The sequence below is a fragment of the Pseudomonadota bacterium genome, assembly GCA_039028935.1.
Lineage (GTDB): Bacteria > Pseudomonadota > Gammaproteobacteria > Steroidobacterales > SZUA-146 > SZUA-146.
In genome coordinates this window covers 72,514-89,451 of record JBCCHD010000012.1, presented here as the reverse complement: position 1 = coordinate 89,451, position 16,938 = coordinate 72,514, and the positions used below count along the sequence as shown (strand labels likewise).

General features: G+C 55.2%; 12 protein-coding genes. All 12 read left to right on the top strand.

Annotation, left to right across the window (positions count from 1 at the left end; translation table 11 throughout):
• Window position 1 precedes the first annotated feature (1 nt).
• The 12 genes from AAF465_08005 to AAF465_07950 all read left to right on the top strand — a co-directional run bounded on the left by AAF465_08005 (window position 2) and on the right by AAF465_07950 (window position 16,247).
• Window positions 2–844: a CpsD/CapB family tyrosine-protein kinase gene (locus AAF465_08005; GenBank protein MEM7082662.1), complete on the top strand. Its 843-nt coding sequence runs from the start codon at window positions 2–4 to the stop codon at window positions 842–844.
• 41 nt (window positions 845–885) lie between these two features.
• Window positions 886–1,770, top strand: coding sequence for an AAA family ATPase (locus AAF465_08000; protein ID MEM7082661.1), 885 nt, complete (start codon window positions 886–888; stop codon window positions 1,768–1,770).
• 37 nt (window positions 1,771–1,807) lie between these two features.
• A complete protein-coding gene (locus AAF465_07995) occupies window positions 1,808–3,085 on the top strand; it encodes an oligosaccharide flippase family protein (protein MEM7082660.1) in 1,278 nt (425 codons plus the stop codon).
• The gene (locus AAF465_07990) at window positions 3,085–4,086 is read left to right on the top strand and encodes a hypothetical protein (protein MEM7082659.1); all 1,002 of its coding nucleotides are present in this window, start codon (window positions 3,085–3,087) and stop codon (window positions 4,084–4,086) included. Before AAF465_07995 ends, AAF465_07990 begins: the two co-directional genes overlap by 1 nt.
• 21 nt (window positions 4,087–4,107) lie before the next feature.
• Entirely contained in the window at window positions 4,108–5,466 is a 1,359-nt protein-coding gene (locus AAF465_07985; GenBank protein ID MEM7082658.1) for an O-antigen ligase family protein, read from the top strand.
• 42 nt (window positions 5,467–5,508) lie between these two features.
• Entirely contained in the window at window positions 5,509–7,467 is a 1,959-nt protein-coding gene (locus AAF465_07980) for an alginate lyase family protein (protein MEM7082657.1), read from the top strand.
• Window positions 7,464–8,201 carry a WecB/TagA/CpsF family glycosyltransferase gene (locus AAF465_07975; protein MEM7082656.1) on the top strand — a complete coding sequence of 246 codons (738 nt, stop codon included), beginning with the start codon at window positions 7,464–7,466 and terminating at the stop codon, window positions 8,199–8,201. Before AAF465_07980 ends, AAF465_07975 begins: the two co-directional genes overlap by 4 nt.
• A 202-nt stretch (window positions 8,202–8,403) precedes the next feature.
• Window positions 8,404–9,987, top strand: a complete 1,584-nt coding sequence (gene xrtD, locus AAF465_07970; protein ID MEM7082655.1) for a VPLPA-CTERM-specific exosortase XrtD — start codon at window positions 8,404–8,406, stop codon at window positions 9,985–9,987.
• Between the two features lie 116 nt (window positions 9,988–10,103).
• Window positions 10,104–11,738 carry an MraY family glycosyltransferase gene (locus AAF465_07965; GenBank protein ID MEM7082654.1) on the top strand — a complete coding sequence of 545 codons (1,635 nt, stop codon included), beginning with the start codon at window positions 10,104–10,106 and terminating at the stop codon, window positions 11,736–11,738.
• A 122-nt stretch (window positions 11,739–11,860) separates the two neighbouring features.
• Window positions 11,861–14,239, top strand: a complete 2,379-nt coding sequence (locus AAF465_07960; protein MEM7082653.1) for a tetratricopeptide repeat protein — start codon at window positions 11,861–11,863, stop codon at window positions 14,237–14,239.
• Window positions 14,240–14,617: 378 nt separating this feature from the next.
• On the top strand, window positions 14,618–15,214 hold the full coding sequence (locus tag AAF465_07955; protein ID MEM7082652.1) for a VPLPA-CTERM sorting domain-containing protein: 597 nt from the start codon (window positions 14,618–14,620) through the stop codon (window positions 15,212–15,214).
• Between the two features lie 427 nt (window positions 15,215–15,641).
• Window positions 15,642–16,247, top strand: coding sequence for a VPLPA-CTERM sorting domain-containing protein (locus AAF465_07950; GenBank protein MEM7082651.1), 606 nt, complete (start codon window positions 15,642–15,644; stop codon window positions 16,245–16,247).
• Window positions 16,248–16,938: the final 691 nt, after the last annotated feature.

The following is a 16,938-nucleotide window of genomic DNA, read 5'->3' as shown; positions in this document are numbered from 1 at the left end:
AATGGAACGAATTAAGCAGGCACTGGACCGCGCAAAAAAAGAGCGTGAGAACAACGCAGCCGGAGACAGCACCCGTGAGTCCGAGGTGCTGCAGTCTCCAACGTCGACACCCTCCGCTGCGCACAGTAGCGTAAGGGCCGACAAAATCGTATACAGCGAAACACACGTAGTGCCTGTGAACGAACAGGTATTGGACCAGAATCGAGTATTGGGTGGGCAATCCGCGGAAATGGCGGCTGATGCCTATCGGATGTTGCGCACGCGCGTTATCCAGCGCATGCGAGATAATGGCTGGAATTCCCTGATGGTCGTGAGTCCGGGGCCAGGTGAAGGCAAATCGCTAACCGCGGTCAATCTTGCGATTAGTCTTGCGCGTGAAGTCACGCATACGGTTTTGCTGGTCGACCTCGATTTGCGGCGCCCCAGTGTGCACAATTTTTTCGGGTACGAGCCACCTCACGGCATCATTGACTATCTGCGTAACGATGTCCCATTGCCGGACATACTGTTCAATCCATCGGTCGAACGACTTGTGGTTTTACCCGGTAAAGAAAGGGAAACCAATTCGTCCGAGATGTTGTCATCGCCACGCATGCTGGATCTCATCGCTGAGCTGAAGGCACGCTATCCCGAGCGGATCGTGATTTTCGATATGCCTCCCGTACTCGCAACGGACGACGCGATCGCGTTTGCGCCGAACGTGGATGGTGCGTTGGTGGTGGTGCAAAGCGGTGCGACGAAGCGTGAGGATCTGGCCACAACCTATGATCTATTGCGTGGTACCAAAATAATCGGTTCCTTGCTCAACCAGGCAGAAGAACCCTCGCAGTCCTATAACTACTAGTCTGCAAAAGACGCGAACGCCATTAGTGGACCGGTAATACGATGTACGAGCAGTTTTACAATTTCAACGAGAAGCCCTTCACGCTGCTTCCCGATCCGTCGTTTTTGTATCTCGGTAAGAAGCACCAAATGGCGCTCACGATGCTGCAATACGGGTTGAGTAATAATTCGGGTTTCAGTGTCATCACGGGTGAAATCGGTTCGGGCAAGACGACGCTGATTCGTGCACTTCTTGATGAAATGGACGAGGACATTACGGTCGGGTTGATCAGTAATACCCATCAGTCATTTGGTAATTTAATGCAGTGGGTGCTTATGGCGTTTGGCCTGGAATATAAGGGCAAAGAGAAGGTCGAATGCTATGAGGATTTCGTCAACTACGTTGTGCAGGAGTATGCACGTAATAAGCGGACTGTGTTGATTATTGATGAAGCGCAGAATCTGTCGATCGATACACTCGAAGAACTGAGAATGTTGTCCAATATCAACGCGGACAAAAATCAGGTGTTGCAACTGATTTTGGTCGGCCAGCCAGAGCTGCGCTCCGCCTTAATGTTGCCCAGCTTACGCCAGTTTGCGCAGCGTATTTCAGTGAACTATCACCTCGAGGCGCTCAGTGCCCAGGAGACCGTCAGCTACATTCATCATCGAGTCAAGACCGCCGGTGGCGATGAGCAACTGTTTCCAGAACGATCCTGCTCACTGGTGTGGTACTACAGCCGGGGTATTCCGCGGGTCATTAACACAATTTGCGACACGGCCTTAGTGTACGGCTTTGCCGAACAAAGCGAAGTGATTGAGACGTCTGTGATCAAAGACGTTGTGCGCGACCGCAAGATGGGCGGTATCTTCGCTGGCCGATCGGATGAAGAGGATGACCACATCGAAGGCGAAGACATCGCGATACAGTCCGACGGCTCGAGTTAACGATGCCTAGGCTCGCGGCGCGGCGCGGAGCGAAACCATGCTAGCGCGTTTGCGGCAAAGCGAGTTTGTCGCCAATGTGACAAAAGTGCTGGCAGGAAACGGCCTGGTTGTCGCAATCTCGTTGTTCGCCATCCCGATAATCTCAAGACTCTATACGCCAGATGATTACGGCGTGATTGGGTTGTTTATTTCCGTTGTTGCCGTCATTGCTGTATTTGCCACGCTAAAGTATGAAATGGCGATGGTGCTGCCAGACAATGAGTCGGACGCGCGACAACTTCTGCGTGCGACATTGTGGGTTGCTGTTCTCGTCGCACTGGTAACGCTAGTGCTCGTGGCGGTTGTGCGCGTGTGTTGCGAGCAAACCGGTCTGGTGCAAGGCCTTGGCCACTATGCCTGGTGGTTACCGTTGGCGGTTTTGTTGTCGGCCGCATTTAAACTGCTCGTCAACGGTTGGATGATTCGGCAAAAACAGTTCGGCCGTATGGCGGTGGCCGAAATGAGTAACTCGCTGGTCAATATTGGCATTCGCATTGCCCTGGGTTTTTGGATCGGCAGCACCGTGTGGGGGTTGCTCGCGGGTCTGCTCATCGGTTTTGCGGCGGGGCTCATCGTCGCGTTTCCGGTCTATCGTCACGACGTACGTCATCAAAGCGGTGCGGCACTATTTGGCATGCTGAGGAAATATCCTGAGTTTCCAACCTACACAATGCCTGCAGATTTCGTGCGGACCTTTGCTCAGAATTTGCCCGTCATATTTTTTGGTTTTATGTATTCACCGGCAGTTGCTGGACTGTTTTATATGGCCAACCGATTAATCAAGGCGCCCGTCGAACTTGGTCTTCATGCGTTTCGCGGCGTGTTCCTTCAGAAAGTGTCCGCGATGCATAACGATCGGCTTCCTCTGCGAGGCACCTACCTCAAAACCATGTTGGTCATGTTGGTGCTCGGTATTGGTCCGGCGTTTGTTCTGTACGGTTGGGGGCAGGAGCTGCTTACTTTCGTACTCGGCAGCGACTGGCGCGAGGCGGGCGTGTTCGCGGAAATTCTTGCGCCGCTGTTATTGTCGTTTTGGATTACCTCACCGGCGGCCATGTTGTTGATTACGCTACGGCGTCAAAATTACTGGCTCGCGGTACAAGCGACAATCGCTGTGTTGCAGGTCGGTGTGTTTGCCTATGCGCACGCTACCGGGCAATCGGCGAGCTGGACACTCCAGGTGTTTGTGTTGGTGCAAATTGTGGTCAATGTGCTGCTGAAAGTGCTTGTCTATGGACTGCTCGATACCGATACGGGTCGCGAGGAGCTGGCCTAGTGACCTCAGACGCCACGACATTGAGGCTGTTAGCGGGCTCTGGGCGAAGTGGAACGACTTGGCTGCTGGATGTGCTGTGCGAAGCCAACGACCTTCATCCTGTCTTCGAGCCTCTGCACCCTCAAGGCTGGTCGCGTGCCGCATCACTGACCCGACGCTACGCCGGCTTGCCGGCGTATCCGCCGCGGCCGGAGGAAAATCTCGATGCGCTACCAGCCTTTGTGGATGCCGTGTTGGCGGGCCGCTACCCTCGGACTTGGATTGACTATCGAGTGCGCCCGGATCGCCTTCGGCCGACCGCCGGTAGTTTTAGCGATTTGAGCTCAATAAAACGATTCGTTGCGCACTGGCGCAAACTCTGGCGACATCGGCGTCGATACCGTCGCCAACCTGGGTTGCCGAGTCTTGTAAAGCTAATTCGGGGCAATTTGTTGTTACCGGCACTAGGCGCCCGCCCGCACACTCATTGGGCACTGGTTATTCGCCATCCCGCCGCGGTCGTTGAATCGCAGATTCGACTCAAGGGCGATTGGGATGCTGCGCGCATAGCCGCCCGCTACGAAGTCGATGAGCGTTTGGAAGCCCGTATGGGTAAACCGTGGCGACATTGGGCAACAAGGATGCGCACCGAAGCGGAGATGTTTACACTGATTTGGTGTCTTGAAAACCTGTTGCCGCTTGAGGATCTTGCAGAAAGCACCGAGCGTTTCGTGTTCTATGAGCACCTTGCACAGCAGGACGATGCGTCTTGGCGTGGGTTATTGAACGCGTTGGGGCTGGACAATCGGCCGGGTGACGCGCTGTTGCAACGGCCATCACAGCAGTCGAGTGTAACGCTGGGTCAGCGCGTTGTCTCCACGCCACTTGAACGCCTGTCCAAACAGGATGCGGCGGGCATTCAACGTGTGCTGGAACTGTTCGACGTGAGTTTTTATGATATCGGCAGTTTGACGCCGAAACCGGAGGCGCTGACGGCGAGTAAGCCGTGGCGCACGACCTGATTATAGCCCTGGAGGCGACGCGTGGATTTTACTGACAGTCAGTTAACTCAGCTTATCGTGGGTCTGTTGCTTGGGCTCATCATGTTTGTGATTGCGTACTCGGCGTCGGAGAAGAGCATTATCACATTGCTCGTGTTGATGATCCCATTCCAGATTATTAATTCAGGTTACGGCACGCTTAACACAGTGCTCGTGTACATGGTGGGCTTTATTTTTTTGCTGCGTGGTCGGCTCAGATCGTTTCCCCTTTTATGGGCGGGTATGCTCATTCTTTTTGCGCTACTGCTATCCACCTCGCAGGCGCATCGAAGCACCTATGTTGATCATTTCTTTTATTTGGTCACCTTAGTCGCAAACTTCGTCATGTTTTATTTGGTGTACAACTTTATCGCCAGATCCGAAACTAATGAACGCTATGGGATCAATATGCTCATTGCGACGGGGTTTTTAGTGTTGCTGTTTAGCACGATTAAAATTACAACCGGATTCAATCCGGGTATCGCATTTGGCATCAGCGAATTGGCAACGGCGAGTAACCTAGAGCAGCATCAGCGGTTTATCGGATCGTTCGGCGCGGCGGGCATCAATGGTGCGTTCCATGCCACCCAGCTGGTGCTCCTCGTTTTTGCGTTGATGTACTACCGCAAACCCGGTGTTCGTCTGATTTTGCTCGGGCTGTTCGTCGGTAACGCCGCGTTTTTGGTCGCGACCGGTAGTCGTGGCAGTTTTTTGGCGATGATTTTTGGGCTCTTTCTGCTGTTGCTGTTATTCGTGCGTCAAATCGGTATCGGACGCGTCGTGGCGCTCGGCGTTGGATTGCCCATCTTATTTGGTACGGCCGCGTTTTTCATACTGAAATTCACAACCTATAACGTGCTGTTTGAGCGTCTGCTCGGCACGGAGTTTGATGGCTTGACGCCCGACACGCGGAACTTCAGTTACGTATTAGAGAAGATACCGGATAAGCCCGTGCTCGGTCATGGTCCGCGGCTTTACTTACCGGATCAGTGGACGCGACGTATTCCGGGTTACGAACCGATTCATTACCCGCACAATTTGTATTTTCATATTCTTTACACGTCCGGTGTTGTTGGGCTGCTGGCCTATCTTTCTTGGTTTTTGGCGCTGACAACGCGGTATCTGCGGGCGTTTAAGTATCGCAGTCAGTCGGGTTTTTTAAACGCGGTGCCCAGAGTCGGTATCGTGATTATGGCCATGTTCCTCGTCGATGAGTTGAAGATTGAGTTTTTGCGTTTCGGCTTATCAGACTATCAACAGTTCATGTTCGCGACCTGGGCGGTTTTCCTTGCCATGGCCGATCGTGCGCTGTACGAAGGGCGACGCGACATGCAGGTCGCTCGCATGCCGCAGTATGCCTAGGGACAGACGGTTGGAAATCGCGATCCGGTCGGTGATCTAGCCATGTCAGGACGATCGCTGCGCTGGCTGTTGACGCGCCTTAGCGTGATGGACCTGAATGAGTTCGTGTCACGCGTAGCCGATCAGCTCTGGTTGCTCAAAATTAAACTCGACTACAGCCCGCCGCCTGCCGACTTGCCGGACGAACCGCCCGGTTCCGCCAAAGAGCCCGAGTTCAATGTCGGGACGTTTCAACTTGACGATGAAGCCATCGCGCGCGACTACGACTCTCTGCTCGAAGGCGTCGTGACCTATGGTGGTGCCGACTGGGACTGGAATGAGCATGGCTGGCATGTGGAGCACACGACCTTACGCCATTGGCCGGCTCGATTTTTTAACGCCATCGATTATCGGCCCGGCAATGCGACGGGCGACGTGCGTCGATCCTGGGAACCGGCTCGACTGCAGCAGCTGATCGCGTTGGCGGTGCCCGCTCGTCGATTGGGGCATACGCCCGATGACGCGAAAAGTCGCATGGCGCTTTCGATGATCGAGCAGCAGTTGATGTCGTGGTGGCAGGCAAATCCTTACCTACACGGCATACATTATGTGTCGGCGATGGAATGTGGCTTGCGCTGTATCGCGGTGGTGCACACCGCGGCTTTACTCGAACACCGCGGTCGCCTTTCTGCGAACGTTCGGGCCTTGGTGCTTGCTCTGGTTCGGCAGCATGCAGGGTTCATTCGAAAACGAATTTCGAGTCATTCTTCATCGGGCAATCACACACTGGCAGAGTGCGCGGGATTACTGTGCGCGAGTCTCGTCTTACCGTTCAGCCCCGAACAGGAAGAGTGGGCCCAGTTTGCCACTAATCTGTTTGCGACCGAAATCGATCGTCAGGTGTTATCCGATGGCGGAGGAATTGAACAGTCGACTTGGTATCACCGCTTTAACATTGAACTTGCTGAATGTGTCAGGCGTGTATTAGCCGCGAATCATCGAGAGGTTCCGTCGGCGATTTCGCTCGCAGTAGAGCGGGGCGGACAATTTCTCGCGACGATCGCCGCCAGTGGCAGTGGCTTTGTGCGACTTGGCGATGCGGATGATGGTTTCGCACTCAGCCCGTATTATTGTGGCGACTGGGTGCGGCATTCGGTGCCGGACAGCGTCCATCACTTTGCGGAAACGGGTCTTACCTGCGTCAACCGGTACGGATGGCAGGTGATCATTGACCACGGGCCGCTCGGAATGAAGCCATCTTACGGTCACGGCCATGCCGACGCGTTGAGTATCGTGGCGTCGCTCGACGGTCGAGCGGTGCTGTGTGACTCAGGTACCGCCGCTTACGCAGGAGAGAACGCGTCACATCGCAAGAGGCTGCGAAGTTGCGCCGCCCACAACACGGTGCAGATCGAGAACGGTGATTTTGCACGCCAGTTGAGTCCCTTCATGTGGGATCACGCATATCGTTGTCGATGTCGTCATATCGAGGAGAGTGAGGTGCTCGAACTGTGGCTCGAACTGAAATGCTCAGTCACTCATCTTTACTCCGTCTGTCGGTATATTCGCTTGGAGCCGTCGCGGCTGGTTGTGATCGACCACTTGCCGGACCGACGCGCGACACAAAGGTGGTTTAGTCCGTTGTCGCTAGACCAAAAAGAGACAGGGTGGTTTGTGTCCGACGACGAGCCATCGATCGAAATGTCGTTGGGTCGATATCAAGCGCGTGACGACGTAAACCATTCGGCATCGTCGAATGCTGCATCGAATGGAAAGCCCGACTATTGTCCCATTGCGCCCGACTGTCATCTCGACACCGCGGTAAGATCCGAGCGTTACGGTGAAATCGATCGCGTCACTGTGTTGTCCCAGGTAACCGACCCCGGCGAGGTGGCGGTTATGTGCCTCGGCCGGGCGAAGTTGGATGGGCACCCGATGTCGACGGATGGCATGAATTCGGGCCGTTTGGTCGGTGATGACACGTCCGCGCTGCTGGCCCGATCTAAGGCGTATTTTTTATGACAAAAGAGCGAATTCACCTGTTGGGTGTGCCGGTGGATCCGGTCACGATGGACGATGCGGTTGAGCGGGCCCGGCTGTGGCTGGATGCGGGTGAGCAGGGCAACATCCTAGCCGTCAATCCTGAGAAGGTGATTCGCGCCCGAGAGGATGCGGAGGTGCAAGGATTTTTGACCGGCGCCAAGCTCCTAATCCCCGATGGTATCGGCGTGGTGCTCGGTGCACGATGGCTTGGCCTCGGCCGCTTCGATCGCGTGGCGGGTGCGGACTTGATGCCGAGACTTTGCCAATTGGCCGCTGAGCGAGGCGACGGTGTGTTCTTGTACGGTGCCAGCGATGAGGTGAATCGAGCGGCCAGTGAACATCTCAAACAGCGCTTTCCGAATCTGATTGTCGCCGGCCGCAGCCACGGCTTCGTGCAAGCAGAGCAGATGCCGCAGTTGATTGAGCACATCAACCAAAGTGGCGCTCAATTTGTCTTTGTGGCATTGGGTAGTCCGCGCCAGGAGCGTTGGATGCAGCGCCATATGCCGATGCTTGACGCGCGCGTGTTTCAGGGCGTAGGCGGCACCTTGGATGTACTGTCTGGCGCGGTAACGCGAGCGCCGAGGCTGTTCCAGGCGCTGCATCTCGAGTGGTTGTTTCGGCTCCTGAGTAACCCTCGACGATTATTGCGCCAGACCGCCTTGCCGCGCTTTTTGTTCGACATAATGAAGGCCCGATTTGGGCGTCGCTGAAGACGATGCGGAACCTATTTTTCGGGCACGCGGTCACATATGACTTATCGACTCATGGTAGTATTTCGGGTCAACAACAAAGTGGGTAACGCCTGTCCAGAGCAGGGTGTTCTGCCGCGACGAACCGGTCGCGTGCGTCCGATCCAGTCGATTGGGCCAGCACATCGCTAACGGACCAGCCCTCAAAAAATGGAGACATGCCTTGACGACACAGACCTCTAAAATCGGCGGAGACCGTAACGGCGTCTTTGGCCTCGTTGCCCTGGTGGTGGCGTTGCTCGGCCTTTTACTCACGTATTTTGATGGCCTCAAATTTATGGTTGGGGAGTGGTCACAGGAAGAGTATAGCCATGGCTATCTGATTCCAGCGATCGCTTTTTTCCTGCTTTGGCAACAGCGCAAGGCGCTATTCGATATGCGTTGGCGCGGCGCTTGGTCAGGGTTTGCACCCGTGCTCATCAGCACGATTCTCTTCCTCATGGGCGAGCTCAGCGCGCTTTATGTGATCATTCAATACGCGTTTCTTGGATCGCTCATCGGATTGATTCTGGCGGCGATCGGCTGGCGTGGCATGCGCTACGCGTGGGCACCCTTGTTGTACCTCTGTTTCATGATCCCGCTGCCCGATTTTCTCTACAACAATCTGTCGGCCAAGCTCCAGCTCATTTCGTCTGAGTTGGGTGTGGCGGTCATTCGATTCTTTGACATCAGCGTGTTCCTTGAGGGTAACGTCATCGACCTCGGGTCCTATCAACTTCAAGTGGTCGAAGCGTGCAGCGGCTTGCGCTACCTCTTCCCGCTTATGAGTTTCGGGTTTCTGCTGGCGTATATGTTCAAGGGCCCAATGTGGCAACGGGCGATTATCTTCCTTATCACCATTCCCATTACTGTGCTGATGAACAGCTTTCGTATCGGTGTGATCGGTGTGCTGGTGGACCGCTATGGTCCGAGCCAGGCCGAGGGCTTTCTGCACGATTTTGAGGGCTGGATCATCTTTATGGCGTGCGTGGGTATTCTGCTGTTGCTCATGAAGGTTTTCATGATGTTTTCCAAGGAGCCGCGCAGCCTTCGTGACACGTTGAGTCTCGACTCGGGTGAGGACACGACGCGCGAACAGATCACGCAGAATGGTGTGTTCAGCGTTCCGTTCTTCGCATCGGTAGCGCTCATCTTGGCCACCGCAATCGGTTCTACGTATTTGGATGAGCGAGAGGAGATTGTGCCGGAACGCGAGCGCTTCACCGCCTTTGATATGACGATAAACGAATGGACGGGCACCAATGTGCCGATCGAAAGTGTGTATCTCGATGTACTCAAGCTTGAAGACTACTTGAGTGCTCAGTTTGATAACGCCGATCAAAGCGCTTCGGTCAACGTTTGGGTCGCGTATTACTCCACGCAACGTAAAGGCGTAGCGATTCACTCGCCACGTACCTGTTTGCCGGGTGGTGGCTGGAAGATCGAGACGTTTGAAACGATTGCCGTCGATCGTGTTCCAGGTGCTGTTGACGAGACGGTCAACGTCAATCGCACCATCATGACGCAAGATAAGTCGCGTCTTCTGGTGTACTACTGGTTCAAGCAACGCGAACGCAACCTCACGAATGAGTACGCGCAAAAGTGGTATCTCTTTTGGGATTCGTTAACGCGTAAACGCACGGATGGCGCGTTGATGCGACTGATTGTAAGTGTGCCGGAAGGTACGGATTTGGCCGAGCAGGAGAATCGGCTGCAGCAGTTCATGCGAGAATCGTATGCGCCGCTGGTCGAATACGTACCGGACTAACGTGGGTGCGCGGGGTGGATGGCAGGCCGTCGACGTATGCCAATCGCGAACGGCTCACATGCCGACGTGAGACCCCACTCCGCGTGCTGTGCACCAGGAACGACGACTAACGGCCTATGAGCTTTTTCTCGAGTTTTTTTGTCGCGCTTCTGGTGTGTATGCTGCTCGTGCCGCTATCTATGCGCTACGCAATGGCGCTTGGACTCACCGATGAGTCCGACGAACGAAAAGTGCATACTGGCGTGGTGCCACGTTGTGGTGGTTTGGCCATTGTGGCTGGGTTCTTGGTCTCCCTTGCGCTGTTCTGGCCAGAAGAACGTTTGGTGCTGATGATTGTTATCGGCAGTCTGGTGATCGCGCTATTTGGATTTCTGGACGACCGCAACGACTTAGACTATCGCTGGAAGTTCTTCGGCCAACTCATCGCGGCCGTGCTGGTCGTGGTGTCTGGTTTGCACATCGAGGTCTGGCCGTTCATGGGCATTGACGAGGTGCCAAGCTACCTCTCCATGCCGGTCACGGTGTTGTTTTTGATTGGCGTCACCAACGCCATGAATCTCTCTGACGGACTCGATGGTCTCGCCGCGGGCGCGTCGCTGATCACGCTCTGTGCGCTGGCCTGGTTGTTCTGGCTGTCGGGCAACACGATGATGGTGACGCTGGCGATGGCGGCCATTGGCGCAGTGTGTGGCTTTTTGCGCTTCAATAATCATCCTGCGGTCGTGTTCATGGGTGATACAGGCAGTCAGTTTCTCGGGTTCATCACAGGCTGCCTCGCGGTGTATTTGTGCCAACGAACGAACGTGGCGCTCAATCCTGCGCTGCTATTGCTGTTGGTCGGGCTGCCGATTTTGGATACGGTCTCCGTCATGCTGTGGCGGCTACGCACCGGTCGCTCTCCGTTTTCGCCGGATCGCAATCACTTTCATCATCGACTACTGGATTTTGGTTTGCGCCACTACGAAGCCGTATCGGTCATTTACATTGCGCAAATTGTGTTGGTGTCGCTGGCAATCTTTATTCGGTACGAGAGCGATGCGTTAGTGGTGGGTTTTTATGTGGCGTTTGCACTCATCGTGATCGGGTTTTTCCGCTGGGCGCGGACACGCGCGTTTCGGGTGCGGGACGATGATCCAAATGAAATCGTTGAGCGCCGCAACAACTGGCTCCGGCGTTTTCCCGGATTGCCCGATTTTATGGTCCGCGTCACCGAGGTATTGGCCAGCGGGTTTCTCATTTTCGCGGCCATTTATCCAAAATTTGTCCCCGAGCAGCTCGGCTGGATGGCCGCAGGGGTTGCGGCGCTGACGATGGCCGCCGGCGTGGCGCCGACGCCCTGGCGCGAGAACTTGTTTCGCATGGTCATCTACATTACGGGCATTGTGGCGGTCTATTCGCTATTGAGCGAACCCCGCTTTGAGCTGCTGCAGAATTGGCACATTAATACCTACATGATTGGCCTGGGTTTGTGCCTGGTTATGACCATTCGACTGACGCGCCGCGAGGTCTTCCAAACCACACCACTCGACATACTTATTATTACGTTCGTGTTGGCAATCGTGCTGGCGGCCAACCTGACCGAACGGTCGGAGTTGTCGACTCAGCTCTCCGATACGGCCATTCGACTCGCGGTGTTTTTCTACGTGAGCGAATACCTGTCGAGCCGGCGAGGTGAGTCGTTGAAACTGCTTCCCATGGCCGCGATGGGGGCACTCACGATTCTCGCTGCGAGGGGGCTCATGGGCAGCTGAGCGGCACCAACCCGGTTCTGTCGGGTCTGTATATATTCATTATTTAGCGGCTATCTGTTTTAATAGCGAGCCGCAACGCCCCCTTAATCGGGGACCGAACATTGAACGACTGAGGAAAAGACATGAAAAGACTGATAACTGTCGGGCTAGTGCTGACACTCGCTCTGGGCGCCGCATCTTGTGGTGGCAAGGAAGGGCGCGCAGCCGAGTACCTGGAGCGGGCTCAAAAGTCTTTCGATCTTGGTGATTATGTTAAATCTGAGTTGGACGTGAAGAACACGCTCCAGATCGAGCCCAACAACGTTGGCGCTGTGCGGCTGATGGCGGAATTGGCCGAGAAACAAGAAAAAACCCGCGAGCATTTTCAGTACCTGCGCAAGATCGTCGAACTCGACCCCAGCGATATCGACTCGCACGTGAAGCTCGGCCGTATCTATGCGGCGGTGGGCAGTATCGATGAGGCCAAGACGCATGCAGAGGCCGCATTGGGCGTTGACCCGGCCAACGGTGATGCCCGGATCTTGGGCGCGACCATTCTTTATAAAGAGGGCGATATTGAGGGTTCTCGAGATGAGGCAAACGATGTGTTGGCCGCGGATCCCCGTCAGGCGTCTGCGCTCGCGTTTTTGGCGTCGACCTATCAGTCTTCCGAACCCGACCGGTCACTGGATCTGCTCGACAAAGCTATTGAGGCGGATTCGGATAATGAAGGGCTGCGCAAAGTCAAAATCGCGCTGCTGAATCAGCTCGGACGGGTGGACGCGGTGAAAGACGAACTGCGGGAAGCCATCGCCGAATACCCCAATAGTAATGAATACCGTTACTCACTCGCGAACTTCTTGGGCGAGCAGGGCGAATTGGAGCCAGCCCTGGAAGTGTTACGCAACATCATCACGGCCAATCCCGACGATACGACGGCTAAGCTGTATTACGCGCAGTATCTGGGCAACAACAAAAGTGCCCAGGATGCTATCGATATTTTGAAAGAGTACATCGTGGATGAGCCCGATGTGCATCAGTACAAATTTGCGCTCGCTCAGGCTTATGTCCTGACGGGGCAGCGTGAAGAGGCGCGCGGCGTATTCCAAGGCATTATCGATACCGATGCGCGTGGGCCGAGCGGCATCCAGGCGCGTACCAAAATGGCCAGCCTGCAAATGCTAGAAGAGAACGAAGAAGCCGCGAAGGCCACGATTGCTGGCGTGTTGGAAGATGAACCCACCAACTCGGATGCGCTGTTGATGCGCGCCAGTATCGACCTCAAAGATCGCAACGCCACTTCCGCCATTAACGATTTACGCACCATCTTGCGTGACAACCCTGGCCACCAGAATGCCCGATTATTGCTCGCTAAATCACACGCGCAGCAGGGCGAGAATAACCTGGCGATGGAAGAGTATCGTCGCCTGCTGGATGCCGCGCCGACGAATCTCGAAGGCCGCCGGGATTTGGCTGTGTTACTGGTGCAGGCGCAGCGCTGGGATGAGGTGCGGGCGTTGCTGGAAGTGGGACTCAAACAAGCCCCCAACGACCTAAAGATTTCGAGACTCCTCATCGACACGTATATGCGGCAGCAGGAGTGGGACCTGGCGGAGGAGCTGGCACGCAATATCCTTGAGGAAGATCCTGCGTCTCCGATGGGTAACTACGTCATCGCTCGAATTTTGCAAGCGAAAGGGCAGTTTGCGGAGAGTATCCCGGCATTTAAACAGGCGTTGAACTATGCCCCGGATGCAATTGAGAACATCACTGGGCTGGTGCGGAGCTATGTGCGGCTGGACGATACGCGTTCGGCGCTCGAGTTTCTGGAGCAGTTCTCCGCGAATAATCCAGACAATGTTCAGGCGCTGACGCTGTGGGGCGAAATGCTGGCGCGCAACGAGGACTGGACAGGTGCACGGGCTAAAAACGAGGAAGCGTTGGCGAAGAATGGTACCTGGCTGCCCGCTTACCGCAATCTGATTGGCATCCATCTGCGTGCCCGAGAGCTACAGGCGGCCGACGATGTGGTCTCGCGCGGGTTGGAGGCGGTGCCCGGTAGCGCCGATTTGATCATGATGCGGGCGACGATCTACGAGCAGATGGAGCGCTGGGACGACGCCATCGACATTTATGATGAGTTGATCTCCCGCAACGCCGGTGTCGACATCGCCGCCAATAATTACATCGCGCTCGTGGCCGATCACCGCGCAGATCCGGAAACGCTCGATAGAGCACTCACGGTGGGGCAACGATTTGTCAGCAGCGATAACCCTATTTTCCAGGATACCCTGGGCTGGCTGTACTACCGAATGGGCGAAATCGAGCAGGCGTTGCCCCTTTTGGAGCGAGCGGTATCCCGTGCTGGGCAGCTTCAGCAGTTAAGGTACCACCTTGGGATGGCGTACTATCGTCTTGATCAGCTTGAAAATGCCCGCCGCGAGCTGGAGGCCGCGACCCAAGATAAGGACCAGCGGTACCATGGTTTTGACGAGGCGGTGGCCACGCTCAAACTGCTGTAAGTCTCTGCTGCGCCGCAATTTTACATAGTATTGCGGCGCAACGGACACGCTTGCACTTTGGCAGAACTTGTCCTAAAGTCGGGGCATGTGAGAAGCGTGACGAGGGTCACGTTTCGATCGTGATGGGGGGAGCGTCCTGTACCGTCGATTTTGTTAACACTTCGTGTGCAATCATCGGGCCGGGGTTACCCAAAAGTTAGTAGAAATAAGGCATTAGGCCGCTTGGCACAAATCTTGTATCTTCGAGGGGAAGCGTTTCGACGCTGAAGTTTGTGGGAACAAGAGAAAGTCAGCAACAAGCTTAAGCTTTGGGTTCGGCGGCATATGCCTAAGGGCCAATAATTTTAACAAGACCTCTTTAACTGAAGGGAGATTTTAATGACTATCAAGCCATTTATTAAGGCGATCGCAGCCTTGGCGGTAAGCGGAATGATGCTTAGCGCTAGCGCTAACAGCGTCGGCTTTGACGCAATGGATTACGACGGCACCGCTGGAACTGTGTCCATCACACTGACGTATGACTTCACCGATTTCGCCATGTTCGGCGGCGGTGTTGACATCATCTACGACTCCAACGCAATCGAGTTTGTGAGCTACACCCAGGCTGACCTGCCTGCTGACGCTCAGGCCCCAGCTTCTCCAGTTGGCGCACTTGACGGCGCTGGCACCTACGCCGGTGTTGGTATTGGTACGTTTGAGTTCTTCAATGGCATGACCAGTGCTGGCAACATCGGCACCTTCGTGTTCAACGTTCTCGGCGGCACTGACGCAGGCGCCACGCCTTGCGGCATGACCCTGTGTATCGTTCCAAACGCGATCAACCCATTCGTGAGCCTGGCTGGCCAGGACGTCACGGCTGACCTGCTGTCTGCTGGTATCTCAGGCGCCAACGTTGTGGTTCCTGTTCCTGCTGCTGTGTGGTTCATGCTCAGTGGTTTGGGCGCGCTGATCGGCTTCGGTCGCAAAAGCTCGTAAGAAACACATTTAGTCCTTCGGGACTGGATAGTCAGAATGCCTCGTTGCGGGAAACTGCAACGGGGTTTTTCTGTTTTAGGGTTGGTCAAATTCAGGGCGGTCATCCCGCGAGTCAGCGACCGTGTTGATCAGCCGTCTACCCATGCGAGTACAGCGCGGCGCAGTTGAGCGCTAATGAGGACTGAACTAGTCTGAACGGGTCGCCATGGATAGTGCGCGCTGTGGGTTGGTCTGCAGTATCGCCTTTTTGTCGACATCGTGTAGCGGGCGGCGTCTCACGTTAGGACAATGTTACGCCACCTATGGGCACACAGCGGGCCATAGCCTGGGCGTCAGGATTGCTGGCTAACGCCGTCGATCACGTCGCGCAGGAGGGTATGGGCCCATTTTTTGTTAGCAAGCACTCGTCCATGACAGGGAGAGAATAGTGACAAGTACATTCATGAAGAAGGCGCTTGGCGCCTTGGTCGCGAGCGGATTAATGGTGACCGCCAGCGCGAACAGCATCGGGTATACCGGTTCATTCACGGCGGGCGGGGGATTAACGATCAACGTGACGTATGACTTTTCCGAGTTCGCCATGTTTGGTGGTGGCCTTGACCTTTATTACGATCCGAACGCCATCGAGTTTGTGAGTTATACGCAAGCCGCCTTACCTGCGGATGCGCAAGCGGCTGCGTCACCCGCGGGTGTGTTGGTGGGCCCGGGCCTATATGAGGGGTTTGGCATTGGCACGTTTGAGTTTTTCAATGGCATGACCAGCGTTGGCGACATGGGTTCGTTTGTGTTCAATATTTTGGGTGGTACGGACCCGAGTGCCACGCCTTGCGGCACGACAATTTGCATTGTCGGCAATCCCGTGAACCCGTTTGTTAGTCTCGCTGGTGAGGATGTGACGGCGGTGTTACTCGGCGATGGTATTTCGATTGGCATAACAGCCGATGGCTTTGCGCATGTGCCTGTGCCGGCCGCCGTGTGGCTAATGCTCAGCGGACTCGCAGCGCTTGTAGGCCTGGGGCGACATCGCGTTTAGATTCTTTCCCTGAGTGGGGGGTGCGCGTTGCAAGTCGCCCCGTGATGGGTCGTTATCGCGCGGCACGATACGTTAACGCCTGGCGGCGCGCAGTCGCCTGTAATGAGCGCCAGATTGCGGAGCCGCCCCGAAATTTTAACGCTGTCAAATGGGTGAGGGCGACCGGACTTGGGCGCTATGAAGGGTTTCGTTGTCGGATTTTTCTCACGTGCAACGTGAAATACCACACAACCGGCTTGCGAGAGCGCGTGAAATTAATCTCGTATCGTATTGTTTCCATTAATAACAATATAACGATTATTGCGCTAACTTCGGGTAGCTTGGCCGATGGGTACACCGTCTTCCTAGGCGTCGACAGTTATGTCTAATTAAAGGATTTTGCTGATATTTTGTTTAGTCGATACGGATGTAATCGCCCAGGAAAAGTAGTAGTCTTGGGCACTGGTAAACGTTAAAAGACGCGGGCCGTGAGGATCTGGGTTTGCGTTTGGGAACACTAAACCGTTGGGGGGTTGTGGCAACGCTGCCACTGCGCGCTTCGAGTGACTCGAAGCGACGCATCATCAAAGTCGAAACACACCTCTCAGTTGGTGGACACAATAACAACAGCGACAACTCCGGTTAGGACGACGGGGGCGCGGCACAGGCTGGTTGATCAACAATCTGCCGCCGCAGGCAAAAGGCACTCTGG

What these genes read in the sequence shown, in the direction of transcription:
- AAF465_08005 (MEM7082662.1), top strand. Translation starts at nt 2, where the DNA reads ATGGAACGAATTAAGCAGGCACTGGACCGCGCAAAAAAAGAGCGTGAG.
- AAF465_08000 (MEM7082661.1), top strand. Translation starts at nt 886, where the DNA reads ATGTACGAGCAGTTTTACAATTTCAACGAGAAGCCCTTCACGCTGCTT.
- AAF465_07995 (MEM7082660.1), top strand. Translation starts at nt 1,808, where the DNA reads ATGCTAGCGCGTTTGCGGCAAAGCGAGTTTGTCGCCAATGTGACAAAA.
- AAF465_07980 (MEM7082657.1), top strand. Translation starts at nt 5,509, where the DNA reads ATGTCAGGACGATCGCTGCGCTGGCTGTTGACGCGCCTTAGCGTGATG.
- AAF465_07975 (MEM7082656.1), top strand. Translation starts at nt 7,464, where the DNA reads ATGACAAAAGAGCGAATTCACCTGTTGGGTGTGCCGGTGGATCCGGTC.
- AAF465_07965 (MEM7082654.1), top strand. Translation starts at nt 10,104, where the DNA reads ATGAGCTTTTTCTCGAGTTTTTTTGTCGCGCTTCTGGTGTGTATGCTG.
- AAF465_07960 (MEM7082653.1), top strand. Translation starts at nt 11,861, where the DNA reads ATGAAAAGACTGATAACTGTCGGGCTAGTGCTGACACTCGCTCTGGGC.
- AAF465_07955 (MEM7082652.1), top strand. Translation starts at nt 14,618, where the DNA reads ATGACTATCAAGCCATTTATTAAGGCGATCGCAGCCTTGGCGGTAAGC.